Genomic DNA, 25,221 nt, shown 5'->3' with positions numbered 1-25,221 from the left:
TTTTAGTCGAAAGAGCCTGCACGTCTGTTTTCCTGTCCAGCAGAGTCCGTTATCATGGTCCGTGAACGATTCATGATAAGAAACGCAGGCTGTCATGCGTTCCAATGAGAGAGTAAGAAACCTGACAATAAAAAAGACAACTCATTGAAATTGAAAAAAAATGGACACGGTAACCTAATGAGTACACTTGAAAATTTTGACGCCCATACCCCAATGATGCAGCAGTACCTGAAGCTGAAAGCGCAGCATCCGGAAATTCTGCTGTTTTACCGCATGGGCGATTTTTACGAGCTGTTTTATGACGATGCTAAACGGGCATCGCAGCTGCTCGACATCTCTCTGACCAAACGTGGCGCATCGGCAGGTGAACCCATCCCGATGGCAGGCATTCCGCATCATGCGGTAGAAAACTACCTGGCCAAGCTGGTGAATCAGGGCGAGTCGGTTGCCATCTGTGAGCAGATCGGCGATCCGGCCACCTCAAAAGGCCCGGTTGAACGCAAGGTCGTGCGTATCGTCACGCCAGGCACCATTAGCGACGAAGCCCTGCTCCAGGAGCGTCAGGATAACCTGCTGGCGGCCCTGTGGCAGGACGGCAAAGGGTTTGGTTACGCCACGCTGGATATCAGCTCCGGGCGTTTTCGTCTGAGCGAGCCGGCTGACCGGGAAACCATGGCAGCCGAGCTGCAGCGCACCAACCCGGCGGAACTGCTGTATGCCGAAGATTTTGCCGAAATGGCGTTGATCGAAGGTCGTCGCGGCCTGCGCCGCCGTCCGCTGTGGGAATTTGAAATTGATACCGCTCGCCAGCAGCTCAACCTGCAGTTTGGCACCCGCGATCTGATTGGCTTTGGGGTGGAAAACGCCCCGCGCGGATTGTGCGCCGCGGGCTGCCTTTTGCAGTATGTGAAAGATACCCAGCGCACCGCCCTGCCGCATATCCGCTCTATCACCATGGAGCGCCAGCAGGACAGCATCATTATGGATGCGGCCACGCGTCGGAATCTGGAGATCACCCAGAACCTGGCGGGTGGCGTTGAGAACACGCTGGCATCCGTCCTCGATAACACCGTGACGCCGATGGGCAGCCGCATGCTGAAGCGCTGGCTGCATATGCCCGTCCGCGATACGGATACGCTCGTTTGTCGTCAGCAGACCATTGCCGCGCTGCAGGATCGCTACACCGAACTGCAGCCTGTGCTGCGTCAGGTGGGCGATCTGGAGCGTATTCTGGCTCGCCTGGCACTGCGCACGGCGCGGCCTCGCGACCTTGCACGAATGCGTCATGCCTTCCTGCAGTTGCCGGAACTGCGTGCTCAACTGAGCGACGTTGACAGCGCACCGGTTCAGAAACTGCGCGAAACCATGGGCGAGTTTGCTGAACTCCGCGATCTGCTGGAGCGCGCTATCATTGATGCGCCGCCGGTTCTGGTGCGCGACGGTGGCGTAATTGCCCCTGGCTACAACGAAGAGCTGGATGAATGGCGCGCGCTGGCTGACGGCGCAACGGATTACCTCGACAAGCTGGAGATCCGCGAGCGCGAACGTCTCGGGCTCGATACCCTGAAAGTCGGCTATAACGCAGTCCACGGTTACTATATTCAGATCAGCCGCGGGCAGAGCCATCTGGCGCCGATTCACTATGTGCGTCGCCAGACGTTGAAAAACGCTGAGCGCTACATCATTCCTGAGCTGAAAGAGTATGAGGACAAAGTTCTCACCTCGAAAGGCAAAGCGCTGGCCCTGGAAAAGCAGCTTTACGACGAGCTGTTCGACATGCTGATGCCACACCTGGCGGACCTGCAGTTAAGCGCTGGCGCGCTGGCGGAGCTGGATGTGCTGGTGAATCTGGCTGAGCGCGCTGAAACGCTGAACTATACCTGCCCGACCTTTACCGACAAGCCCGGCATTCGCATTACCGAAGGCCGCCACCCGGTGGTGGAGCAGGTACTGAACGAGCCGTTCATCGCTAACCCGCTGAGCCTGTCGCCGCAGCGAAGAATGCTGATCATTACCGGTCCGAACATGGGCGGTAAAAGTACCTATATGCGCCAGACGGCGCTTATCGCCCTGCTCGCCTACATCGGCAGCTACGTTCCGGCGCAGAAAGTTGAGATTGGCCCCATCGATCGTATCTTCACCCGCGTGGGTGCGGCGGACGATCTGGCCAGCGGCCGTTCCACCTTTATGGTCGAAATGACGGAAACCGCCAATATCCTGCACAACGCGACAGAACACAGCCTGGTGCTGATGGACGAAGTCGGACGCGGCACCTCAACCTACGACGGACTGTCGCTGGCATGGGCGTGTGCGGAAAACCTGGCGAATAAAATCAAGGCCATGACGCTGTTCGCGACGCACTACTTTGAACTGACGCAGTTGCCGGAGAAAATGGAGGGCGTGGCAAACGTCCACCTGGATGCGCTTGAGCATGGCGATACCATCGCCTTTATGCACACGGTGCAGGAGGGGGCCGCGAGCAAGAGCTATGGCCTGGCCGTCGCGGCACTGGCGGGTGTGCCTAAAGAGGTAATTAAACGCGCGCGTCAGAAACTGCGCGAGCTGGAAAGCCTGTCACCGAATGCGGCGGCCACCCAGATTGACGGTACACAGATGTCGCTGCTGGCCCCTGCGGAAGAGACGTCACCCGCCGTTGAAGCGCTGGAGAATCTCGACCCGGATTCACTGACGCCGCGTCAGGCGCTGGAGTGGATTTATCGGCTGAAAAGTCTGGTTTAGTTTTCTGCGGTCTGTTTTGTCGGGTGGCGGCTTCGCCTTACCCGACCTACAAAACCCGTAGGCCCGGTAAGCGTAGCGCCACCGGGCAAAGGACCGCACGATGTTACCGCCCGGTAAGCGCAGCGCCACCGGGCTTTTTTTTACAGCAATGGCGGAATGGTCGGCACCTGCGGCGCCTCATCAATATCCTTCTGCGTCATACGGAACGCTTCAGGGTAATGTTCGCGACTGGTACGACGCAGCGGCTCGGTATCGCGCCAGGTATACAGGCAATGCTGGCACTGATAAACCGTCCAGATCCCTTTCACCGGTGATATGGCCATCACCTCAATTTGCTCATCGGCACAACGTGGACAAATCATCTTTTCCTCCTTATTGGCGTGCTGCCAGCATCGCAGTCAGCTTTTCAGCCCAGGCTTTGGTTTCAGGTAAATCCTGCACCGGCTGGCTGTAGTGACCGCGGTTATCCGGCGCAACAGGCGTGGTGGCATCAATAATCAGCTTGTCGGTGATGCCTGCCGGGCTGGACCCAGGATCAAGCTCAAGAACCGACATGTTCGGCAGCTGCACCAGATCCCCTGCCGGGTTCACTTTCGATGACAGCGCCCACATCACCTGCGGCAGGTTGAACGGATCGACATCTTCATCCACCATAATCACCATCTTCACATAGCCCAGGCCATGCGGCGTGGTCATGGCGCGTAAACCGACCGCGCGGGCAAAACCACCGTAGCGTTTTTTGGTGGAGATGATCGCCAGCAGACCGTGGGTGTACATCGCGTTCACCGCCTGCACTTCAGGGAACTCCGCTTTCAGTTGCTGGTAAAGCGGCACACAGGTGGCTGGCCCCATCAGGTAGTCGATCTCGGTCCAGGGCATCCCGAGATAGAGGGATTCGAAAATCGGTTTAGTGCGGTACGAGACTTTATCAATACGGACCACTGTCATATTGCGTCCGCCCGAATAGTGCCCGGTAAACTCACCGAACGGCCCTTCAATTTCACGTTTACGGCCTTCAATCACCCCTTCCAGGATCACTTCAGACCCCCACGGCACATCGAAGCCGGTCAACGGCGCGGTCGCAATCGGGTACGGGCTTTCACGCAGCGCCCCGGCCATTTCATACTCGGACTGATCGTATTTCAGCGGCGTTGCGCCCATCAGGGTGATGATCGGATCGTTGCCCAACGTAATCGCAATCGGCAGGTCTTCACCACGCTCTTCGGCTTTATGCAGATGCAGGGCGATATCATGCATCGGCACCGGCTGCAGGCCGAGCTTACGTTTGCCCTTCACTTCCATGCGATAAATACCGACGTTCTGCTTGCCGAAATGGTCCGGGTCGAGCGGATCGCGCGAGACAACGCACGCTTTGTCGAGATAAAAACCGCCGTCCCCGTCGTTCAGGCGAAACAGCGGCAGGATGTCGAACAGGTTAATCTCTTCACCGTCCACCGTATTCTGCGCCCATGCGGGGTTGGCCCGGCGCTCCGGTGCGACCGGGAATTTATCCCAGCGGCGAATAAACTCATCGATCTGCTTTTTGACCGGGGTATTCGCCGGCAGCCCCATCGAAATGGCGTGGTTCTGCCAGGAGCCGATGGTGTTCATCACCACCCTGGCATCGGTAAACCCGCGAATGTTATCGAACCACAGCGCAGGCGCACCATCACCGATACGTCCCGTCGCGTTAGCGGCCGCCGCCAGATCCGGCTCCGCATTGACCTCTTCTTCAATTTTCAGCAGTTGCCCTTGCTCATCGAGCGCCTGCAGGAAGCTTCTCAAATCATCAAATGCCATCGTTATTCTCCTGTGAAAAATGTTTCGCCGCCTGCAGGCCGTTCCAGCGACGCGCCTTTTTGTGCTCCAGACCAAACTGGTCGAGTACGCGGGTCACGATATGCTGGGTGATATCATCGGCGGTTTGCGGGTGGTTGTAATACGCAGGCATGGGCGGCACCATCGCCACCCCCATGCGGGAAAGCGCGAGCATGTTCTCCAGATGAATGGTGCTGAGCGGCGTTTCACGCGGGACCAGCACCAGCTTGCGCCCCTCTTTCAGCACCACGTCTGCCGCACGGCCCACCAGCCCTTCGGCATAGCCCGCGCGGATACCCGCCAGCGTTTTCATGCTGCAGGGAATGACGATCATGCCGTCGGTACGAAACGAGCCGGAGGAGATGGTGGCAGCCTGATCGGCAGGACTGTGAATGACATCGGCCAGGGCGGCGACATCCTGCGCGGTATAGGGCGTTTCCAGCTCAATGGTGGTTTTCGCCCATTTCGACATCACCAGATGGGTTTCAACCTCTGGCATGTCCCGTAACGCCTGCAGTAAAGCCACACCCAGCGGAGCACCTGTTGCTCCCGTCATTCCCACGATCAATCTCATTCAGCACCTCAATTAATTTGTTCGCATACGAACATAATGGCTACGTTACTCCCGGTGAGCTGACCTGACAATATTGTTCGTACACGATCACACGTAATGCTAAAAACTGCTGCGTTAAAATCGCAGGCAATAGCGGCTATCATAGGGGGAGATTTTTTTCGTCGGAGTGTTCATGGAACTGAGACAAGAAGCGTTCCACCTGCTACGGCAGCTTTTTCAACAGCATACTGCCCACTGGCAACATGCTTTACCGGCGCTGACCAAGCCGCAATATGCGGTGATGCGATCTGTTTCTGAAAATCCGGGGATCGAGCAGGTCGCCCTGACGGAAGTTGCCGTGAGCACAAAAGCGACGCTGGCCGAAATGCTGAGCCGCATGGAATCGCGTGGGCTGGTGAAGCGCGAACACGATCCTGCGGATAAGCGCCGCCGGTTTGTCTTCCTCACGCCTGAAGGGGAAGCCCTGCTTGCAAGCTGTAAACCGGTCGGCAATGAGGTGGATGAGGCGTTTTTAGGGCGTCTCAGCCAGGACGAGCGGGAACAATTTACGGCACTGATCAAAAAGATGATGCATGACTAGTTCACCCGGGCACGCATAAAATCAATAAATGTCCGAACCTTAGCGGGCACATGCTGGGCATCTGGATAAACGGCATAGATGCCCTGCTGAGCAAACGTGTATCCCGGTAAAAGCGATACCAGCCCCCCCGAATTCAGTGCGTTTCGCACCAGCCACTCCGGCAGCAGCGCCACACCACATCCCGCATGCGCGAAAGCCATCAGCGCCTGGGCGCTATCTGCGTACAGGCGCGGGGCTTTTTTAATCTCAAAGGCAACCAGATTGCCAGCTGCATCTTTTACCTGCCAGTGCAGCGGCGAAGGTAAACGCTCGTGAACGATCCACTCTGCCTGTGCCAGGTGTTCGAGAGATTCAACGGGATGGTTAGCCAGCCACCCGGGGGCGGCAACCGGCAGGATAGTAAAGTTTGAAATCAAGGCGGCGTGGTAGCGCGAATCAGCGAGTGTTCCCAGCCGGATGGCGACATCAAAGCGCTCCGAGATGAGATCGGCGTGCTGAGACGACGAAACATGACGAACGCGAAGCTCCGGATGCTGCTGGCTAAATTCGGCCAGCAAAGGCACAACCACCTGCGAACCGTATTCGGGCGTGGTGGTGATCCGCAATTCGCCGGTCAGGCCGGCATGGTTAGCGCGAACGTCGTCCTGCAGGCGTTCAGCCTCCTGTAAAAGCCTGACGCTTCGCTGATGAAAAAGCACGCCCGCCTCGGTTAACGTCAGGCGACGGGTGGATCGCAACAGCAGCGTGACTCCCAGCTCATCTTCCAGCTGGCGAATATTGAAGCTGACCACGGCCTTTGTCAGCCCCATCGACTCTGCGGCGGCAGTAAAACTGCCCGCATCCGCTACCGCCACAAACATCGCCGTTCGCTGGAGATTCAGCATCCTTAACCTTCATAATTGTCAAAATAGTTTTGACAGTATATCGCGAATTGTTGCGTTTATCGGCACCGGACAAGCCGATACGATACGCCCCCTCACCGGAGGATCCACCATGACGTATCGCAGCAAAGTCGCCGTAGTCTATCTGCTGGGCTTTTTTCTTGATTTGATCAACATGTTTATTGCCAGCGTCGCCTTTCCGGCAATGGCGCAGACCTATCACGCCACGCCCTCTGCACTTGCCTGGGTCAGTAACGGGTATATTGCCGGCCTGACGCTGGTGATCTCGTTCAGCAGTGCCCTGACGCGCCGCATCGGGGCAAAGCACGTCATCCTTCTCTCGTTGGTTCTCTTTAGCGTAGCCTCCACCGCGGCAGGCTTGTCTGCCACACTTGAAAGTCTGATTGCCTGGCGGGTGCTGCAGGGCGTGGGCGGTGGCTTATTGATCCCCGTAGGGCAAGCGCTGACCTGGCAACAGTTTAAAGCGCATGAACGCGCCAGGCTCTCTTCCGCCGTCATGCTGGTTGCACTGCTTGCCCCCGCATGCTCACCTGCGTTAGGGGGCGTACTGGTTCAGGCGTTAAGCTGGCGGTGGGTATTTTTTGCTACCCTCCCGGTTGCTCTCCTGACCTTTGCGTTGGCCTGTCTGTGGCTTAAGCATGAAATGCCCGCGATGAAAGCAAACCGACTGCTGAACCTGAGTTTGATCGCCGATCCGCTTCTGCGCGTTTCAATGATGGTTTATGTATGTGTCCCCGGCATGTTTATCGGAATAAACGTCACCGGCATGTTTTATCTGCAGAGCGTGGCCAACATGACGCCAGCCGCGACGGGCATGCTGATGCTGCCGTGGTCTCTGGCATCATTTATGGCCATCACCGCAACGGGCCGTTACTTTAACCGTGTCGGCCCCCGACCTCTGTTGATCGCGGGTTGCCTGCTTCAGGCGTCCGGTATTCTGCTTTTGCTCAGCGTCAGTGCGACCACGGGCACGCTGCCAGCGATCGTTGCGTTTGCATTAATGGGCACAGGAGGCAGTCTTTGCAGCAGTACGGCGCAGAGCAGTGCATTTCTGACAACGCGTCGGGAAGAGATGGCTGATGCCAGCGCGCTGTGGAATCTTAATCGTCAGCTGAGTTTTTTTGCGGGTGCCTTTCTGCTGGCACAGGTGCTGGATCTGGCCCAGAGGTATTTGCCCCCCGTCGCCGCGTGGCACGGGATCTTTCTGGTTGCTTCGGCCATCACCCTGGTGCCCGTCATCTCTGTATTTCGTCTTAACAACCCGCAGGTGCTTGCACAACTGCAACAGGAGAAACCATGACGCCTTTCGAACACGACATCATTGATATTCATATCGCACTGGAAAACTGGCTGGGTGCCGGTGAAGATAATATTGATGCCCTGCTCGCCCGTTTCCAGCCAAACTTTCTGATGGTTCCCCCGAGTGGGGCGCATTTAAACCATGACGCCCTTGTCCGTTTTCTGCACGCCCAGCGTGGAAGCCGACCCGGCCTTAAAATCATCATTGATGAGTTAGCCACGATTCAGTCATGGGATAACGGTGCGGTGCTTCATTACCGGGAGACGCAGACCCGCCCGGACCAGCCCGTCAACGTACGCTGGTCAACCGCGGTGCTCAATCGGGATGGCGAGAAAATCAGCTGGCGTCTGCTGCACGAAACGGCGCAGCCGTAAGAGATAAAAAAGGCCCGTCTCACGACGGGCCTTTTTTTGACGAAAGGTTGCTTATTCGCGGAACAGCGCTTCGATATTCAGACCTTGCCCCTGCAGAATTTCACGCAGGCGGCGCAGACCTTCAACCTGAATCTGACGAACACGTTCACGGGTCAGGCCAATTTCACGGCCGACGTCTTCCAGTGTCGCAGCTTCATACCCCAGTAAACCGAAACGACGTGCCAGCACTTCACGCTGTTTGGCGTTCAGTTCGAACAGCCATTTGACGATGCTCTGTTTCATGTCATCGTCCTGCGTGGTGTCTTCCGGGCCGTTGTCTTTTTCATCGGCCAGGATATCCAGCAGCGCTTTTTCGGAGTCGCCACCCAGCGGGGTGTCAACCGAGGTAATGCGCTCGTTGAGACGCAGCATGCGGCTTACGTCATCAACCGGTTTGTCGAGTTGCTCAGCAATCTCTTCTGCGCTTGGCTCGTGGTCCAGTTTATGGGACAACTCGCGCGCGGTACGCAGATAGACGTTCAACTCTTTGACGATGTGAATCGGCAGGCGAATCGTACGGGTTTGGTTCATAATGGCCCGTTCGATGGTCTGACGAATCCACCAGGTCGCGTAGGTGGAGAAGCGGAACCCACGTTCTGGGTCAAACTTCTCTACTGCGCGGATGAGACCTAAGTTGCCCTCTTCAATCAGATCCAGCAGAGCCAGACCACGATTGCCGTAACGACGGGCAATTTTCACGACCAGACGCAAGTTACTTTCAATCATGCGACGGCGCGAGGCAACATCACCACGCAAAGCACGACGTGCGAAATAGACTTCTTCTTCGGCCGTTAACAGTGGGGAGTAACCAATCTCCCCAAGGTAAAGCTGAGTCGCGTCCAGTACACGCTGTGTGGCACCCTGCGATAACAGCTCTTCTTCAGCCAAATCGTTATCACTGGGTTCCTCTTCTACTAAGGCTTTTTCGTCAAAAGCCTCTGCTCCGTTCTCATCAAATTCCGCATCTTCATTTAAATCATGAACTTTCAGCGTATTCTGACTCATAAGGTGGCTCCTACCCGTGATCCCTGAACGAGACACCCTGGCTGGCATGCCCCGTCAATTTATCGCTGCGGCAAGTACTGCAGCGGGTTTACGGATTTCCCCTTGTAACGAATTTCAAAATGCAAGCGTGTAGAACTGGTTCCGGTGCTACCCATGGTAGCGATTTTTTGCCCCGCCTTAACTTCTTGTTGTTCCCGGACCAGCATTGTGTCGTTATGGGCGTAGGCACTCAGGTAATCATCGTTGTGTTTGATGATAATAAGATTACCGTAACCGCGCAGAGCGTTACCGGCATACACAACGCGTCCGTCTGCGGTCGCGATGATAGCCTGTCCCTTACTTCCTGCGATATCGATCCCTTTGTTCCCTCCTTCGGAGGAAGAGAAGTTCTCGATAACCTTACCGTCAGTTGGCCAGCGCCAGGTTGAAATTGGCGAACTGGAACTCATACTGCTGGCAGTCGGTTCAGTAGAGCTAACCACAGGTGCCGTAGCCGGTGCTGTGACAACAGTCGCAGTCCCTTTATTATTCGGCAACATTTTGTTAGCAGTCTGATCACCTGAATCTTCAGAATACGTAATTACAGGTTGTGAAGCAACCACCGTGGTGGATTTTTGTGCAGGCTTAACGCTGTTATTTTGCGCGGTCACGTCGGCTGCAGAAACGGTATTGCCAGGCGTAAGCGGCGTACCCGTCGCGTTGCCCACCTGGAGCGTCTGCCCGACTTCCAGCGCATACGGTGCCTGGACGTTGTTGCGCTGCGCGAGGTCACGGAAATCGTTCCCGGTGATCCACGCGATATAGAACAGCGTATCGCCACGTTTCACGGTATAGGTGCTGCCGCCGGTATAGCTGCCTTTCGGAATGTTCCCATACTGACGGTTATACACAATGCGGCCATTTTGGGTCTGAACAGGTTGTTCGACTGGCTGAATCTGTGTTGGCTGTGTAACAGGATGTTGCACAGGCTGAATTTGTGGTGTTTGCTGCGGCGCAGCAGTGCCCATTTTAGGTGGCGGCGTGATCAACATTCCGCTGGACGTGTTACCGGAGCCGCTGTTTCCGCCAACAGAACTGACAGGCGCAGGTGCATTGTTAGAACTCGAACAGCCTGCCAGCCAGAGCGAAACCAGTGATAATGCCGCAACACGGCTGATGGTGAATTTAGGGCTTCCCGCGCTCATTTATCCCCCAGGAATGTGTTAACTACCAGTGACTTAAAATTAACCGTGATGGCACGACTCTTTCGCGCCACACCATACGCTGAATTTGCCTTAATAACCCTGGATAATTCCGAGTCTTAGGCCAGTTCCCCCTTTACCAGAGGCACAAAGCGCACGGCTTCTACGGTATCGATAATAAACTCGTCGCCACGTCGACGAACGCGCTTTAACAGCTGCTGCTCATCGCCAACAGGCAATACAAGAATGCCCCCCTCATCCAGCTGCGACAACAGGGCCGCAGGGATCTCCGGTGGAGCCGCCGTCACGATGATTGCGTCAAACGGGGCGCGAGCCTGCCAACCCTGCCATCCATCACCGTGTCGTGTCGAAACATTGTGTAAATCAAGTTGTTTCAGGCGACGACGCGCCTGCCACTGTAAACCTTTGATCCGCTCAACCGAGCACACATGATGCACCAGATGCGCCAGAATCGCAGTCTGATACCCGGACCCGGTGCCAATCTCCAGCACGCGGGAGTCGGGGGTGAGCTCCAGCAGCTCCGTCATGCGCGCCACCATATAGGGCTGCGAAATCGTCTGGCCCTGCCCGATGGGCAACGCCACGTTTTCCCACGCTTTGTGTTCAAACGCCTCGTCTACAAATTTCTCACGCGGAACCTGGGCGAGCGCGTCAAGCACATGCTCGTCGCGGATCCCCTGTGCGCGAAGTTGTTCCAGAAGAGTTTGTACACGTTTGCTTACCATTGCGCGTTCACTCCTGCGCGATCAAGCCAGCCCGACACCACATCATGCGCGCTATACGCGGTTAAATCTACGTGCAGCGGCGTTACCGAGACATAGCCTTCATCCACAGCGGCAAAGTCGGTATCCGGCCCCGCATCGCACTTATCGCCGGGAGGGCCAATCCAGTAGAGCGTGTTGCCGCGCGGATCCTGCTGCGGGATGACCTGATCGGCCGGATGACGGCTTCCGCAACGCGTGACGCGAATGCCCTTGATTTCATTCAGCGGGAGATCCGGCACGTTGATGTTGAGGATGCGTCCGGTACGCAGCGGTTCACGGCTAAGTGCCCGCAGGATAGAACAGGTTACCGCTGCCGCCGTGTCGTAATGAGTGTGACCATTTAACGATACCGCCAGCGCCGGAAAGCCAAGATGACGGCCTTCCATTGCGGCCGCCACGGTACCAGAGTAGATAACGTCATCACCCAGATTCGGCCCGGCGTTAATCCCGGAAACGACGATATCCGGGCGTGGGCGCATCAGCGCATTCACCCCCAGAAAAACGCAGTCCGTTGGCGTGCCCATCTGCACGGCAATATCGCCATTTTCAAAAGCAAAGGTGCGAAGCGACGACTCCAGCGTCAATGAGTTAGACGCTCCACTGCGGTTACGATCGGGAGCCACGACCTGCACATCCGCAAATTCGCGAAGGTGTTTCGCCAGCGTCTGAATGCCTGGGGCATGGATCCCGTCATCGTTACTCAGCAATATTCGCATAATCACCCGACGTGTTGATAAGTTCCCTGACAACACTGGTGGCAAAGCTACCTGCCGGCAGCCAGAAGCGTAACTCAACGGTTACGTCATCCCACCAGTTCCAGCTTAACTGCTGCGGGTAGAGCAACATCGCCCGGCGTGCTGCTTCGACTTTTTCCCGCACCAGCAATGATTGTAATTCTTGCGCTTCGGCCACGGCTGCCTGCTCCGCGGCCAGCGCGTCACCCTGCGTTCCCCAGTCGCCCGTGCCGGGCAAGGCTGCGGTGATCATCAGCGTTTTAGCGTCCACGCGCGACTGTACATCGGCCATTTCTTCGGCCGTTGCCACAAACCAGCTACCGCGTCCCGCTAATTGTAGCGCATCGCCGACAACAACTTGATTCGCGTCCGGTTTTTTCAGCCGTTCGCTTACGATCTGATTAAACAACGCACTGCGGGCCGCCGACAACCAAAAACTGCGTTTATTCCTGTCGCGCACCGGCGCATCGCTCTGCGCCCAGCGCAGTGCGCCCTGCAGGTTACTGCCGCCGATGCCAAAACGCTGTGCGCCAAAGTAGTTAGGCACACCGCGTTCATTGATGGCCTGCAAGCGTTTTTCCACGTCGTCACGGTCGGTCACTTCACGCAGTACGAGGGTAAAGTTGTTACCTTTCAACGCCCCCAGACGCAGTTTGCGCTTGTGACGGGCGTACTCCAGCACCTTACAACCCTCAAGCTCAAATTTGCTTAAATCAGGCATCGCATTGCCTGGAACGCGCGCGCAAAGCCACTGTTCGGTGACCGCGTGTTTGTCTTTCTGCCCGGCGAAGCTCACTTCGCGGGCATGGATTTTCAGGAATTTAGCCAGCGCATCGGCCACAAAGCGGGTATTGCAGCCATTTTTGAGGATGCGCACCAGGATATGCTCGCCTTCGCCGTCCGGCTCAAAGCCCAAATCTTCCACGACCACGAAATCTTCGGGGCTGGCTTTCAGCAGACCACTCCCCAGCGGTTTACCGTGCAGGTAGGTCAGGTTGTCAAAATCGGTCATTTGCTCGCCTTCACCAGCAGCGCCACGGCTTCGCAGGCGATGCCTTCGCCGCGACCGGTAAAGCCCAGTTTCTCCGTGGTGGTCGCTTTGACGTTAACGTCATCCATATGGCAGCCCAGATCTTCAGCGATAAATACGCGCATCTGAGGAATGTGCGGCAGCATTTTAGGGGCCTGAGCGATGATCGTCACATCGACGTTACCCAGGGTGTAGCCCTTCGCCTGAATACGGCGCCAGGCTTCACGCAACAGCGCACGGCTGTCTGCGCCTTTAAACGCCGGATCGGTGTCCGGGAACAGCTTGCCGATATCGCCCAGCGCCGCCGCGCCCAGCAAGGCGTCGGTTAAGGCGTGTAGTGCCACGTCGCCATCAGAATGCGCCAGCAGCCCTTTTTCATAAGGAATGCGCACGCCGCCAATGATAATTGGGCCAACGCCTCCAAAGGCGTGTACATCAAAACCGTGTCCAATTCGCATTATGCCTTCTCCTGATGGGTCAAACGGGTAAGATAAAATTCCGCGAGCTGTAAATCTTCCGGGCGCGTCACTTTTATATTATCAGCGCGCCCTTCAACAAGCGTTGGGTGGAAACCGCAATACTCCAGCGCAGAGGCTTCGTCGGTGATGGTCGCACCTTCTTTAAGCGCGCGCGTTAAGCAGTCGTGGAGTAATTCGCGGGGGAAAAATTGTGGCGTCAGCGCGTGCCAGAGATCGACGCGCTCAACGGTATGCGCGATAGCCTGTTTGCCAGGCTCGGCACGCTTCATGGTGTCGCGTACCGGCGCGGCCAGAATGCCACCGACTTTACTGGTTTCACTCAGCGCCAGCAGGCGCGCAAGATCGTCCTGATGCAGGCACGGGCGCGCAGCGTCGTGGACCAGTACCCACTGGGCATCGCCAGCGGCCTGGATGCCCGCCAGCACGGAATCGGCGCGCTCGGCACCGCCATCAACGACGGTGATCTGCGGATGAGCGGCCAGCGGTAACTGTGCGAACCGGGCATCGCCCGGACTGATGGCGATGATGACACGCGTCACTCGGGGGTGCGCCAGCAGCGCCGCCACGGCATGTTCGAGGATCGTTTTATCGCCAATAGAGAGGTATTGCTTAGGACATTCTGTCTGCATGCGCCGGCCAAAACCCGCGGCCGGCACCACGGCGCATACGTCCGAAAAAGTCACTGCCATGTCGTAATCCTGGGCCTGATTATCGATTGTTTTGTGCTGAGCCCTGATTGCGTTTAGACGCATCCGGAACCAGACGATAAAAGGTTTCGCCCGGTTTAGTCATACTGAGTTCATTGCGTGCGCGTTCCTCAATCGCCTCCTGCCCGCCATTGAGGTCATCAATTTCAGCAAAGAGTTGATCGTTTCGCGCCTTAAGTTTGGCGTTAGTTGCCTGCTGAGCCGCGACGTCATCACTTACCCGGCTATAGTCGTGCAGTCCGTTTTTACCGAACCACAGCGAATATTGCAGCCAGACCAGCAGAGCCAGCAACAGCAGCGTTAGTTTACCCATCCTGCCCCCTGAAAAACGGCATCTTCATCCCACAACGCCCCCGGCGCTCTATGCCGGAGTAACAGAGATGCCGCAACATCGCGGGCAAATGTACCACATTTTTTCCGCAGAATCGCCCTGCTCAATATCGTCACACAGTTGGTTACGGTTTGAATTATGGCTGAAGTTAGCCCATGAGCCACAAAAATAACAGACCAAACATCAGGACCACCGTCACAATCGTGACAACGGTGCTGTACAGCAGTTTGCCGTTAAGCAGTGAATGCAGGGCGATGCCGACGACAACCGCCACGGGCATCAGCGCCAGGAAGAAGGGCCAGGTGTAGAGAAAGAAGAACAGCGTGTTACCGCCGTAGATGAGAAACGGGATGCCCAGCGCCAGCAACCACGAGACGAAGCCGACGAAGGCCCCGGGAAAGGACCAGGTCGTCTCGTCGTCGGTCGCTATCGGATCCGACCCGGTGGTAATCATGTAGTTTTCACTGTTGCGCATAGCTAATCCTGTGACCGTGACTCATCGTTCGGGAAGACAGCTCCCGAACGATACCGTCTCAGGATCTGATAATATCGTCCCGTCTGAGCAGGTCTAATAATTGGCTTACTAAATTTGTTACCAATTGTTGACCTTCCAGGTGAATCTCAGGGGATTCAGGCGCTTCGTAGACCGAGTCGATGCCGGTGAAGTTTCGCAACTCACCCGCGCGGGCTTTTTTGTACAGCCCTTTCGGATCGCGCGCTTCGCAGATTTCCAGCGGCGTATCGACAAACACCTCGATAAATCGATCCTGACCGACGCGCTCGCGTACCATCTGCCGCTCGGCGCGGTGAGGCGAGATAAACGCGGTCAGCACCACCAGCCCGGCATCCGCCATCAGGCTGGCCACTTCCCCAACCCGACGGATATTCTCCTTGCGGTCTTCATCGCTAAACCCTAAATCACTGCACAGGCCGTGACGCACGTTGTCACCATCCAGCAGGTAGGTGCTCACCCCCTGCTGATGCAGCGCCTCTTCCAGCGCGCCCGCGACCGTCGATTTACCGGAGCCGGACAGCCCGGTAAACCACAGCACAACCCCACGGTGGCCGTGGAGTTGCTCCCGCTGAGCGACGGTAACCGGATGAGGATGCCAGACGACGTTCTCATCATGGGCGGCCATTACTTGCCTCCCTGCAGATCGCGTGCGCCCCAATGCGGGAAGTGCTTACGCACCAGCGCATTCAGCTCAAGCTCAAAGGCGCTGAATTCAGACACCGCTGCCGCCTGTTGATTAGGCTCGCGGACCATGCCTGCACCAACGGTAACGTTGGTCAGGCGATCGATAAAGATAAGTCCACCCGTTACCGGATTTTGCTGGTATTTGTCCAGCACCAGCGGCTCGTCAAAGGTGAGATCCACCAGGCCAATACCGTTCAGCGGCAGTTCGCTCACTTCACGCTGGGTCAGATTGTTGATGTCCACCTGGAACTGGATACCGTCCACGCGGGCGCGGGTTTTCTTACCGGCAATTTTGATGTCGTAGCTTTGGCCTGCGGTCAGCGGCTGTTCAGCCATCCACACCACATCCACGGCAGCACCCTGCACCGCCGCCAGCGTTTCCTGCGCATCCACCAGCAGATCGCCGCGGCTGATATCAATCTCATCTTTCAGCACCAGCGTCACTGCTTCACCGGCAGCCGCTTCCTGCAGATCGCCATCAAAGGTGACGATACGGGCAATGGACGACTCCACACCCGACGGCAGCACTTTGACGCGCTGCCCCACCGTGACGGTGCCCGAGGCGAGGGTGCCGGAGAAGCCGCGAAAATCGAGGTTCGGGCGGTTCACATACTGCACCGGGAAGCGCATTGGCTGGGTATCCACCACGCGCTGAATTTCAACCGTCTCCAGCACTTCCAGCAGCGTCGGGCCGCTGTACCACGGCATGTTGGCGCTCTGGGAGGCAACGTTATCCCCTTCCAGCGCCGAGAGCGGCACAAAGCGAATATCAAGGTTACCCGGCAACTGTTCAGCAAAGGTCAGGTAGCTCTGGCGGATCTCCTCGAAGGTCTCTTCGCTGAAGTTCACCAGATCCATTTTATTCACCGCCACCACCAGGTGTTTGATCCCCAGCAGCGTGGAGATGAAGCTGTGACGACGGGTTTGATCCAGCACGCCTTTACGGGCGTCGATCAGCAGGATCGCCAGCTCACAGGTTGATGCACCGGTGGCCATGTTGCGGGTGTACTGCTCATGCCCCGGCGTGTCGGCAATAATAAATTTGCGTTTCTCGGTGGAGAAATAGCGGTACGCAACATCAATAGTGATGCCCTGCTCGCGCTCCGCCTGCAGGCCGTCCACCAAAAGCGCCAGGTCGAGCTTTTCGCCCTGAGTACCATGACGTTTGCTGTCGTTATGCAGGGAAGAGAGCTGGTCTTCATAGATCTGACGCGTGTCGTGCAGCAGGCGACCAATCAGCGTGCTTTTACCGTCATCAACGCTACCGCAGGTCAGAAAGCGCAGCAGGCTCTTGTGTTGTTGCGCGTGCAGGTATGCTTCTACGCCGCCTTCGTTGGCAATTTGTTGGGCAATCGTGGTGTTCATGGCGGCTCCTTAGAAATAACCCTGACGTTTCTTCAGCTCCATCGAGCCTGCCTGGTCGCGGTCAATGACGCGCCCCTGTCGCTCGCTGGTGGTCGATACCAGCATCTCTTCGATGATTTCTGGCAGCGTTTGCGCGTTGGACTCCACCGCGCCGGTCAGCGGCCAGCAACCAAGAGTACGGAAACGCACCATCTGTTTTTTGATCACTTCGCCCGGCTGTAAATCAATGCGATCGTCGTCGATCATCATCAGCATGCCGTCGCGCTCCAGCACCGGGCGCTCAGCCGCCAGGTAAAGCGGAACGATCTCGATATTTTCCAGATAGATGTACTGCCAGATATCCAGCTCGGTCCAGTTGGAGAGCGGGAAGACGCGAATGCTTTCGCCTTTGTTGATCTGGCCGTTGTAGTTGTGCCACAGCTCAGGACGCTGGTTTTTCGGATCCCAGCGGTGGAAGCGGTCACGGAAGGAGTAAATACGCTCTTTGGCGCGGGATTTCTCCTCGTCACGGCGCGCACCACCGAAAGCGGCGTCAAAACCGTACTTGTTCAGCGCCTGCTTCAGCCCTTCGGTTTTCATGATGTCGGTGTGTTTGGCGCTGCCGTGAACAAACGGGTTAATGCCCATCGCCACCCCTTCCGGGTTTTTATGCACCAGCAGCTCACAGCCATAGGCTTTGGCGGTACGGTCGCGGAACTCATACATCTCACGGAATTTCCAGCCGGTATCCACGTGCAGCAGCGGGAACGGCAGCGTACCCGGATAAAACGCTTTACGCGCCAGATGCAGCATCACGCTGGAATCTTTGCCGATGGAGTACATCATCACCGGGTTAGAGAACTCGGCGGCCACTTCGCGGATAATATGGATACTTTCCGCTTCAAGCTGTCGCAGGTGAGTAAGTCGTTTTTGGTCCATAACCGTTCCTTAAGCCAGATTCACCACAGAGGAGCCAAACCCCTCTGAGTCTGTTGTATGTTGAAACCAGGCGAGCGTGCTGTGCAGCTGTACCACTTCGCCCACCACAATAAGCGCGGGCATCGGGGCGTCTTTCGCCAGGACTGCAAGGTCTTGTAGCGTACCGGTCACCACACGCTGATCGACGCGGGTACCGCGAGAAATCACGGCCACCGGCGTTGTCGCCTCGCGACCGTGCTGAATAAGTTGTTCACTGATGTCCGCCGCCTTCATGGTGCCCATATAGATGGCCAGCGTCTGTCGGCTCTGGGCGAGATGCGACCAGTCAAACGGCGTACTGTCGGCCTTATAATGACCAGTCACAAAGGTCACGCTCTGGGCGTAATCGCGGTGCGTAAGCGGAATACCTGCGTAGGCCGTTACCGCGGAGGCCGCCGTAATCCCCGGCACCACCTGGAACGGCACGCCCGCTTCGGCTGCCGCCTGCAGTTCTTCGCCACCGCGACCAAAGATGAACGGATCGCCCCCTTTAAGGCGCACCACGGTTTTGCCTGCTTTCGCTGCGGCAACCAGCATCTGATTGGTGTCGTGCTGCGGTACCGAGTGCTCGCCTGCGCGTTTACCCACGCAGATTTGCTCGGCATCGCGACGAATTAGCTCGCGCACACCGTCGGTGACCAGATGGTCATAGAACACCACGTCCGCGTCCTGCAGCACCTGCAGTCCGCGTAAGGTCAGTAACCCGGCATCACCCGGACCTGCCCCCACCAGAATGATCTCCCCGCCCGTGCAGCCCGGGTTATCCAGCTCGTCTTCGAGGATTTTTTGCGCAGCCGTTTCATTACCGGCGTGCATCAGGCTGGCAAAGCGGCCACGGAATACCCGCTCCCAGAAGCGACGGCGTTCCGTTACGCTGGTCAGGCGGGTTTTCAGATGGTTGCGCCAGTAGCTCGCTTTCTCTGCCATACGTCCGAGACTGGTTGGTAACAGCGCTTCAATCTTTTCCCGCAGCACGCGCGCCAGCACCGGTGCGGTACCGCCGGAGGAGATCGCCACCAGCAGCGGCGAGCGGTCGACAATCGACGGGAAGATAAACGAGCACAAAGGCTGGTCGTCGACCACGTTCACCAGGCGGTAACGCGCCTGAGCGGCGTCGGAAACGCGTCGGTTGAGTTCGCGATCCTCCGTCGCTGCAATCACCAGCACCACGCTGTCGATTTGTGACTCGTCGAACTCCGCTTCTGCGACAACCCGCACCTGCGCGCCTGCGCGCTGCAGAAACGCGATTTTGCGATCGGCAATTTCACCCGTACCCACAACCAGTACCGGTTTTTCTTTAATCGCAGCAAAAAGGGGCAGATAGTCCACAAGCAACAACTCACTAACAACGAGGAATAGAGGGACTATAGGGGGCGGCTTAGACCGAATGAAATTACGAATTGGAATGAGTAGTTACTCAATGGAATAACGCGATGAAAAAGCAAATATCAAAAAGTGCTTAACACGCGAAATTTCGGGCATTTAAGAGCAATTCAAATTGTGTATGGCCGATCACAGTTTCATACTAAGCGGGTTATAATTTTGCTCTGTTTTTAAGGACTCACTATGTTTTCCGCAATGCGCCACCGATACGTTGCCCTGGCGCTCGGCGTTTGCTTTATCCTTCCGGCTCAGGCAAAAAATCAACCGTATGGTGAAATCGCCAATATGCAGGCGCGGCATATTGCCACCGTTTTTCCCGGACGCATGACCGGCTCCCCTGCGGAAATGCTTTCCGCTGACTATCTTCGCCAGCAGTTTGCCGATATGGGCTACCAGAGCGATATCCGGTCGTTTCACAGCCGCTATATCTACACCTCACGAAATAAAACAAAAAACTGGCATAACGTGACCGGCAGTACCGTTATTGCGGCACATGAAGGTAGCGCGGCTGAGCAGATCATTATTATGGCGCACCTGGACACTTACGCGCCCATGAGCGACGCCGATACCGATAACAATCTGGGCGGGCTGACGCTGCAAGGGCTGGACGATAACGCGGCGGGTCTGGGCGTGATGCTTGAACTGGCCGAGCGAATGAAAAACATTCCGACAAAATACGGTATTCGCTTTGTGGCAACCAGCGGCGAAGAGGAAGGCAAACTCGGCGCGGAGAATTTCCTTAAGCGCATGAGCGCTGAGGAGAAGAAAAATACGCTGCTGGTGATTAACCTCGATAATTTAATCGTTGGCGATAAGCTCTATTTTAATAGCGGACAGAGTACGCCGGGTACCGTGCGTAAACTGACCCGTGACCGGGCACTGGCGATTGCGCGCAGCCATGGCGTGTATGCCACGACCAATCCTGGCGGCAATCCGGCTTATCCGCGCGGAACGGGCTGCTGTAACGACGGTGAAGTGTTCGATAAAGCGGGCATCCCGGTGCTGTACGTCGAAGCCACCAACTGGGCGTTAGGCAAGAAAGATGGCTATCAGCAGCGGGCTAAAACGAAAGCCTTCCCGGACGGGACGAGCTGGCATAACGTGATGCTGGATAATCAGCAGCATATTGATAGCGCACTGCCGCAGCGCATTGAGCACCGTAGCCGCGATGTGGTGAAAGTAATGCTGCCGCTGGTGAAGGAGCTGGCGAAAGCGGGGAAAGCCTGAGGTTTTTGAACGCTGTGCGGCCTGATGCCCTCACCCCAACCCTCTCCCACCGGGAGAGGGAGGAAAGATCATTACCCTTCGTGTAACCCGCACTCGCGCTTCAGCCCAAAGAATCGCGTCTCTTCTTCCGCCATTCCCGGCTCCCATTTGCGCGTGGTGTGGGTATCCCCCACGGACAGGTAGCCCTGATCCCACAGCGGATGGTATTTCAGCCCGTGTTTTTGCAGGTACTGGTACACCGTACGGTTATCCCAGTCGATGATCGGCAGCACTTTAAACACGCCGCGCTGCACCGCCAGCACCGGCAGCGTGGCTCGGCTGCCGGACTGCTCGCGGCGAAGACCGGCAAACCAGGTCTGCGCGTTCAGCTCTTTCAGCGCACGGTTCATCGGCTCGACCTTGTTGATCTCATTGTATTTCTCAATGCCCTCAACGCCCTGCTCCCAGAGTTTGCCGTAGCGCGCCTCCTGCCAGGCCGCGCTCTGCTCCGCGCGGTACACTTTCAGGTTCAGCTTAAGCTTGTCCGTCAGCTCATCGATAAACTGGTAGGTTTCCGGGAACAGATAGCCGGTATCGGTGAGGATCACCGGAATATCCGGGCGGATCTGATTCACCAGATGCAAACTGACCGCCGCCTGAATGCCAAAGCTTGACGACAGCACGTAGTTACCCGGCAGGTTTTCCAGCGCCCACACCACGCGCCCTTCGGCGTCCAGCTTTTCCAGTTGGGCGTTGGTTTCTGCGAGTGCCAGAATGCGTTCGACTTTTGGCAATGCGTTAAGCGCGTTTAGATCGAGTACGGACATAATTACCTCTCGTGGTTACTCCCAGAAATCCCTTGCGGGATCGAGCACCGGGCGAATAATGCCCGCACGCACCGTAAAGTCGCCGAAGCCTTCACCCGCTTCGCGCTCTTTCGCCCAGCGCCCGACAAGCTCATTGATGGAATCGAGAATTTCTGGCTCAGTGATATTCTCGCGGAACATACGCGGAATACGCGTGCCGATACGGTTACCGCCCAGGTGCAGGTTATAGCGACCCGGCGCTTTCCCCACCAGCCCAAGCTCGGCCAGCATCGCGCGGCCACAGCCGTTCGGACAGCCGGTAACGCGCATAACAATATGCTCGTCCGGAATACCGTGTTTTTCCAGAATCGCTTCCACTTTGTCCGTAAATGACGGCAGGAAACGTTCCGCTTCCGCCATCGCCAGCGGACAGGTCGGGAACGACACGCAGGCCATCGAGTTTTCGCGCTGCGGTTTGACCGCATTCATCAACCCATGGTCACGCGCCAGCGCCTCAATTTTCGCCTTTTCACTTTCCGGCACACCCGCAATAATCAGATTCTGGTTGGCGGTAATGCGGAACTCACCTTTGTGGATCTTCGCGATTTCCAGCAGGCCGGTTTTCAGCGGACGGCCCGGGTAATCCAGAATACGGCCGTTTTCGATAAACAGCGTCAGGTGCCATTTATTGTCGATGCCTTTTACCCAGCCGATGCGATCGCCGCGACCGGTGAATTCGTAAGGGCGGATCGGCTCAAATTTGATCCCCGCACGACGCTCCACTTCCTCTTTGAACGTCTCAACGCCCACGCGCTCCAGGGTGTATTTGGTTTTCGCATTTTTACGGTCGGTACGGTTACCCCAGTCGCGCTGGGTGGTGACCACCGCTTCCGCCACGGCCAGCGTATGCTCCAGCGGCAGGAAGCCGAACTCGCTCGCAGTGCGGGCATAGGTTTTCTTGTTACCGTGTTCAATGGACAGACCGCCGCCCACCAGCAGGTTAAAGCCCACCAGCTTGCCGTTTTCGGCAATTGCCACAAAGTTCATGTCGTTGGCGTGCAGATCGATGTCGTTCTGCGGCGGGATCACCACCGTGGTTTTGAACTTACGCGGCAGATAGGTCTGACCGAGGATCGGTTCTTCATCGGTGGTCGCAACTTTTTCCTGATCGAGCCAAATCTCCGCATAGGCGCGGGTACGCGGCAGCAGGTGCTCGGAGATCTTCTTCGCCCACTCATAGGCTTCAGCGTGCAGCTCGGACTCATACGGGTTCGAGGTGCAGAGCACGTTACGGTTCATGTCGTTGGCCGTCGCCAGCGCGTCCAGTCCGACGGAGTGCAGCATCTGGTGTACCGGCTTCACGTTCTTCTTCAGAATGCCGTGGAACTGGAAGGTCTGACGGTTGGTCAGACGAATGCTGCCGTAAATGGTGTTTTCACCGGCAAATTTATCAATCGCCTGCCACTGTGTCGTGGTGATCACTCCGCCCGGCAGACGGCAGCGCAACAGCATCGCGTGACGCGGCTCCAGCTTCTGTTCAGCACGCTCGGCGCGAATGTCGCGGTCGTCCTGTTGATACATGCCGTGGAAACGGATCAGCAGGAAGTTGTCGCCTTTGAAACCGCCGGTGAGACCGTCATTCAGATCTTCAGCAATGGTGCCACGCAGATAGTTGCTTTCCAGCTTCATGCGCTCGGCGTCTGACAGTTTACCTTCGACCACGAGGGGTCCTGGATGTTTTTCGCTCATTAGTAGACATCTCGCTGATAACGGCGCTCAACGCGCAGCTCACTTAAAAATTCATCCGCCGCTTCGGCATCCATACCGCCGAATTCGGCAATCACTTCCAGCAGTGCCTGCTCAACGTCTTTCGCCATGCGATTGGCGTCACCGCAGACATAAATGTGGGCACCGTCATTGATCCAGCGCCACAGCTCTGCGCCCTGTTCGCGCAGTTTGTCTTGTACGTATACTTTTTCTTTCTGATCGCGCGACCAGGCCAGATCGATACGGGTCAGCACCCCTTCTTTCACGTAGCGCTGCCACTCAACCTGATAGAGGAAATCTTCGGTAAAGTGCGGGTTGCCGAAGAACAGCCAGTTTTTACCCGGTGCCTCGTCCGCCGCACGCTGCTGCATAAAGGCACGGAACGGCGCAATGCCGGTACCAGGGCCAATCATGATTACCGGCGTTTCCGGGTTCGCCGGCAGACGGAAGTTGTCGTTGTGCTCGATAAAGACGCGCACTTCGCCCTCTTCCTCCACGCGATCGGCCAGGAAGCTGGAGGCACCGCCCGCGCGGGCACGGCCTTCGATGTCGTACCGCACCACGCCCACGGTGATGTGCACTTCGCTCTCGACTTCAGCCTGCGATGAGGCAATGGAGTACAGACGCGGCGTAAGCGGACGCAGCAGGCCGATCAGCGCCTCGGCATCCAGCTGTGCCGGAGAGAAACGCACCATATCGACAATCGGTGTGGTCGCCGCGTAATGCTGCAGCTTTGCCTTATCGCCCACTAACGGCAGCAGCGATTCGCTGCGCGTTAAGGTGGCATAGTTCTCAACGATATTGGCGGTATTTACCGTCAGCTCGAAGTGCCACTGCAGCGCTTCAGAGAGGGGCTGCGTTTTGCCTTCGACGGTGACAGGCTCGTCGCCTTTCAGCCACAGCAGTTCGACCAGCTCCTTGACCAGCGCTGGATCGTTTTGATACCAGACCCCCAGCGCATCGCCAGGCTGATAGCGCAGACCCGAGTCGCCCAGATCGATTTCGATATGGCGCACATCTTTTTCAGAGTCGCGACCGGTAATTTTTTGATTAACCGACAGGCTTGCCGACAGCGGCGCCTCTTTGGTGTACGGGCTGGTGTGAATGTCGTTGACCACGCCGGTCGCGGTGATCGCAGCCTGGGCTGGTGTCTCTTTCGGTACGCGTGCTTTCAGCACGTCAACAATGCGCGCACGCCACTCTGCAGCGGCAGCCTGGTATTCCACATCTGCATCAACGCGGTCCAGCAGGCGCTCTGCGCCCAGCTCCGCCAGCTTGCTGTCAAAATCTTTGCCGGACTGGCAGAAGAATTCATAAGAGGTATCGCCCAGGCCGAACACGGCAAACGCAGTGCCATCGAGTCTGGGCGCTTTTTTCGAGAACAGGAATTTATGCAGCGCGACCGCCTCTTCAGCGGGTTCACCCTCGCCCTGCGTTGAGGCCACAACCACCAGCAGTTTTTCTGACGCGATCTGTTTGAATTTATAATCCCCGGCGTTCACCAGGTTCACGTTCAGTTTGGCGGCCAGCAGGTCGTCACGCAGCGCTTCTGCCACGCGGCGGGCATTGCCCGTCTGCGAAGCGGAGATAAGCGTAATGGCAGGAATTTCTACCGCCGTTGCCGGAGCCGCAGCCACAGCGCCAGGCTGCTGGTTGAGCATTCCCCAGAAATAGCCAGAGACCCAGGCAAGCTGGGTGGGAGAAAAATCAGAGGTGGCAGCCTGAAGGCGCGCCAGTTGCTCCGGGTTCAGGGGAAGCAAATTTGAAGGTGGGGCCTGTGTTGTCATGCGTCGTTATGTTCCAGTAGCCAAGCGGACTTTAAGCGAATAAATCCAAACTGAAGATAAGGTTAACGGCGAGGATAATAACAATTAAAGAAGGGATGGAAATAATAAATAACCAAATGGACTAACCTGTTTTAGTTATCGTTCTTAACGGTAAAAGCGATAAACTAACCGACT

25 protein-coding genes are annotated in these 25,221 nt (G+C 56.8%); 5 read left to right on the top strand and 20 right to left on the bottom strand.

Annotation, left to right across the window (positions count from 1 at the left end):
- Positions 1–177: 177 nt before the first annotated feature.
- Positions 178–2,739 (top strand): DNA mismatch repair protein MutS, encoded by a 2,562-nt coding sequence (gene mutS / locus VF709_RS15895; RefSeq protein WP_149896900.1) that lies wholly within the window; start codon positions 178–180, stop codon positions 2,737–2,739.
- Positions 2,740–2,879: 140 nt separating this feature from the next.
- Here mutS and VF709_RS15890 read toward each other — a convergent pair whose 3' ends face one another.
- Genes VF709_RS15890 through VF709_RS15880 form a run of 3 tightly spaced genes read right to left on the bottom strand, consistent with a single transcriptional unit; the run spans position 2,880 to position 5,131 of the window.
- The gene (locus VF709_RS15890) at positions 2,880–3,101 is read right to left on the bottom strand and encodes a non-oxidative hydroxyarylic acid decarboxylases subunit D (RefSeq protein WP_149896901.1); all 222 of its coding nucleotides are present in this window, start codon (positions 3,099–3,101) and stop codon (positions 2,880–2,882) included.
- 10 nt (positions 3,102–3,111) lie between these two features.
- Complete coding sequence (locus VF709_RS15885) at positions 3,112–4,539, bottom strand: non-oxidative hydroxyarylic acid decarboxylases subunit C (protein ID WP_013098487.1); 1,428 nt, start codon at positions 4,537–4,539, stop codon at positions 3,112–3,114.
- The gene (locus tag VF709_RS15880; protein WP_149896902.1) at positions 4,529–5,131 is read right to left on the bottom strand and encodes a non-oxidative hydroxyarylic acid decarboxylases subunit B; all 603 of its coding nucleotides are present in this window, start codon (positions 5,129–5,131) and stop codon (positions 4,529–4,531) included. Before VF709_RS15880 ends, VF709_RS15885 begins: the two co-directional genes overlap by 11 nt.
- A 172-nt stretch (positions 5,132–5,303) precedes the next feature.
- On the opposite strand from VF709_RS15880, the gene VF709_RS15875 reads away from it, so the two are divergent.
- Complete coding sequence (locus tag VF709_RS15875; protein ID WP_020689291.1) at positions 5,304–5,711, top strand: MarR family winged helix-turn-helix transcriptional regulator; 408 nt, start codon at positions 5,304–5,306, stop codon at positions 5,709–5,711.
- Here VF709_RS15875 and VF709_RS15870 read toward each other — a convergent pair.
- The gene (locus VF709_RS15870) at positions 5,708–6,595 is read right to left on the bottom strand and encodes a LysR family transcriptional regulator (protein ID WP_149896903.1); all 888 of its coding nucleotides are present in this window, start codon (positions 6,593–6,595) and stop codon (positions 5,708–5,710) included. The two genes, VF709_RS15875 and VF709_RS15870, sit on opposite strands and share 4 nt — an antisense overlap.
- 109 nt (positions 6,596–6,704) lie before the next feature.
- Here VF709_RS15870 and VF709_RS15865 point away from each other — a divergent pair, with 109 nt between their 5' ends.
- Both VF709_RS15865 and VF709_RS15860 read left to right on the top strand, forming a co-directional pair.
- Positions 6,705–7,913 (top strand): MFS transporter, encoded by a 1,209-nt coding sequence (locus tag VF709_RS15865; RefSeq protein WP_149896904.1) that lies wholly within the window; start codon positions 6,705–6,707, stop codon positions 7,911–7,913.
- Positions 7,910–8,287 carry a DUF4440 domain-containing protein gene (locus tag VF709_RS15860; RefSeq protein ID WP_045294956.1) on the top strand — a complete coding sequence of 126 codons (378 nt, stop codon included), beginning with the start codon at positions 7,910–7,912 and terminating at the stop codon, positions 8,285–8,287. The genes VF709_RS15865 and VF709_RS15860 overlap by 4 nt, the downstream gene beginning before the upstream one ends.
- A gap of 51 nt (positions 8,288–8,338) precedes the next feature.
- Here VF709_RS15860 and rpoS read toward each other — a convergent pair whose 3' ends face one another.
- From rpoS to cysG, 13 genes are all read right to left on the bottom strand, one after another.
- Positions 8,339–9,331 (bottom strand): RNA polymerase sigma factor RpoS, encoded by a 993-nt coding sequence (rpoS, locus tag VF709_RS15855; RefSeq protein WP_013098493.1) that lies wholly within the window; start codon positions 9,329–9,331, stop codon positions 8,339–8,341.
- 59 nt (positions 9,332–9,390) lie between these two features.
- On the bottom strand, positions 9,391–10,515 hold the full coding sequence (nlpD, locus tag VF709_RS15850) for a murein hydrolase activator NlpD (RefSeq protein WP_023620533.1): 1,125 nt from the start codon (positions 10,513–10,515) through the stop codon (positions 9,391–9,393).
- A gap of 116 nt (positions 10,516–10,631) precedes the next feature.
- A complete protein-coding gene (locus VF709_RS15845) occupies positions 10,632–11,258 on the bottom strand; it encodes a protein-L-isoaspartate(D-aspartate) O-methyltransferase (RefSeq protein WP_013098496.1) in 627 nt (208 codons plus the stop codon).
- Positions 11,252–12,013: a 5'/3'-nucleotidase SurE gene (gene surE / locus VF709_RS15840; RefSeq protein WP_029883175.1), complete on the bottom strand. Its 762-nt coding sequence runs from the start codon at positions 12,011–12,013 to the stop codon at positions 11,252–11,254. Before surE ends, VF709_RS15845 begins: the two co-directional genes overlap by 7 nt.
- Positions 11,994–13,043: a tRNA pseudouridine(13) synthase TruD gene (gene truD / locus VF709_RS15835; RefSeq protein ID WP_040023576.1), complete on the bottom strand. Its 1,050-nt coding sequence runs from the start codon at positions 13,041–13,043 to the stop codon at positions 11,994–11,996. Before truD ends, surE begins: the two co-directional genes overlap by 20 nt.
- Complete coding sequence (ispF, locus tag VF709_RS15830; RefSeq protein WP_013098499.1) at positions 13,040–13,519, bottom strand: 2-C-methyl-D-erythritol 2,4-cyclodiphosphate synthase; 480 nt, start codon at positions 13,517–13,519, stop codon at positions 13,040–13,042. Before ispF ends, truD begins: the two co-directional genes overlap by 4 nt.
- Positions 13,519–14,229: a 2-C-methyl-D-erythritol 4-phosphate cytidylyltransferase gene (gene ispD / locus VF709_RS15825; RefSeq protein WP_149896905.1), complete on the bottom strand. Its 711-nt coding sequence runs from the start codon at positions 14,227–14,229 to the stop codon at positions 13,519–13,521. The genes ispF and ispD overlap by 1 nt, the downstream gene beginning before the upstream one ends.
- 19 nt (positions 14,230–14,248) lie before the next feature.
- Positions 14,249–14,560 carry a cell division protein FtsB gene (ftsB, locus tag VF709_RS15820; RefSeq protein WP_003862095.1) on the bottom strand — a complete coding sequence of 104 codons (312 nt, stop codon included), beginning with the start codon at positions 14,558–14,560 and terminating at the stop codon, positions 14,249–14,251.
- A 166-nt stretch (positions 14,561–14,726) separates the two neighbouring features.
- A complete protein-coding gene (locus tag VF709_RS15815) occupies positions 14,727–15,053 on the bottom strand; it encodes a DUF3561 family protein (RefSeq protein ID WP_013098502.1) in 327 nt (108 codons plus the stop codon).
- 58 nt (positions 15,054–15,111) lie between these two features.
- On the bottom strand, positions 15,112–15,717 hold the full coding sequence (gene cysC / locus VF709_RS15810; RefSeq protein ID WP_013098503.1) for an adenylyl-sulfate kinase: 606 nt from the start codon (positions 15,715–15,717) through the stop codon (positions 15,112–15,114).
- Positions 15,717–17,141 (bottom strand): sulfate adenylyltransferase subunit CysN, encoded by a 1,425-nt coding sequence (cysN, locus tag VF709_RS15805; RefSeq protein WP_440231887.1) that lies wholly within the window; start codon positions 17,139–17,141, stop codon positions 15,717–15,719. Before cysN ends, cysC begins: the two co-directional genes overlap by 1 nt.
- Positions 17,142–17,150: 9 nt before the next feature.
- Complete coding sequence (cysD, locus tag VF709_RS15800) at positions 17,151–18,059, bottom strand: sulfate adenylyltransferase subunit CysD (RefSeq protein WP_008499613.1); 909 nt, start codon at positions 18,057–18,059, stop codon at positions 17,151–17,153.
- A 9-nt stretch (positions 18,060–18,068) separates the two neighbouring features.
- On the bottom strand, positions 18,069–19,418 hold the full coding sequence (cysG, locus tag VF709_RS15795) for a siroheme synthase CysG (protein ID WP_172645260.1): 1,350 nt from the start codon (positions 19,416–19,418) through the stop codon (positions 18,069–18,071).
- Positions 19,419–19,664: 246 nt separating this feature from the next.
- Between cysG and VF709_RS15790 the strand changes: the two genes are divergently transcribed.
- The gene (locus VF709_RS15790; RefSeq protein WP_013098506.1) at positions 19,665–20,708 is read left to right on the top strand and encodes an aminopeptidase; all 1,044 of its coding nucleotides are present in this window, start codon (positions 19,665–19,667) and stop codon (positions 20,706–20,708) included.
- A 71-nt stretch (positions 20,709–20,779) separates the two neighbouring features.
- Here the strand turns inward: VF709_RS15790 and cysH are convergent, their stop codons facing one another.
- Genes cysH through cysJ form a run of 3 tightly spaced genes read right to left on the bottom strand, consistent with a single transcriptional unit; the run spans position 20,780 to position 25,047 of the window.
- Positions 20,780–21,514, bottom strand: coding sequence for a phosphoadenosine phosphosulfate reductase (gene cysH / locus VF709_RS15785; RefSeq protein WP_038420500.1), 735 nt, complete (start codon positions 21,512–21,514; stop codon positions 20,780–20,782).
- Positions 21,515–21,529: 15 nt separating this feature from the next.
- A complete protein-coding gene (cysI, locus tag VF709_RS15780) occupies positions 21,530–23,242 on the bottom strand; it encodes an assimilatory sulfite reductase (NADPH) hemoprotein subunit (protein ID WP_038420501.1) in 1,713 nt (570 codons plus the stop codon).
- Positions 23,242–25,047, bottom strand: a complete 1,806-nt coding sequence (gene cysJ, locus VF709_RS15775) for an NADPH-dependent assimilatory sulfite reductase flavoprotein subunit (RefSeq protein ID WP_058681959.1) — start codon at positions 25,045–25,047, stop codon at positions 23,242–23,244. The genes cysI and cysJ overlap by 1 nt, the downstream gene beginning before the upstream one ends.
- Positions 25,048–25,221 lie beyond the last annotated feature (174 nt).

The organism is Enterobacter sp. Lyrl_3 (assembly GCF_051948675.1).
In the GTDB taxonomy this organism is placed as follows: Bacteria; Pseudomonadota; Gammaproteobacteria; order Enterobacterales; family Enterobacteriaceae; genus Enterobacter; species Enterobacter cloacae.
Note: the sequence above shows the minus strand (reverse complement) of the source record. Positions and strands in the feature narration are given on the sequence as shown.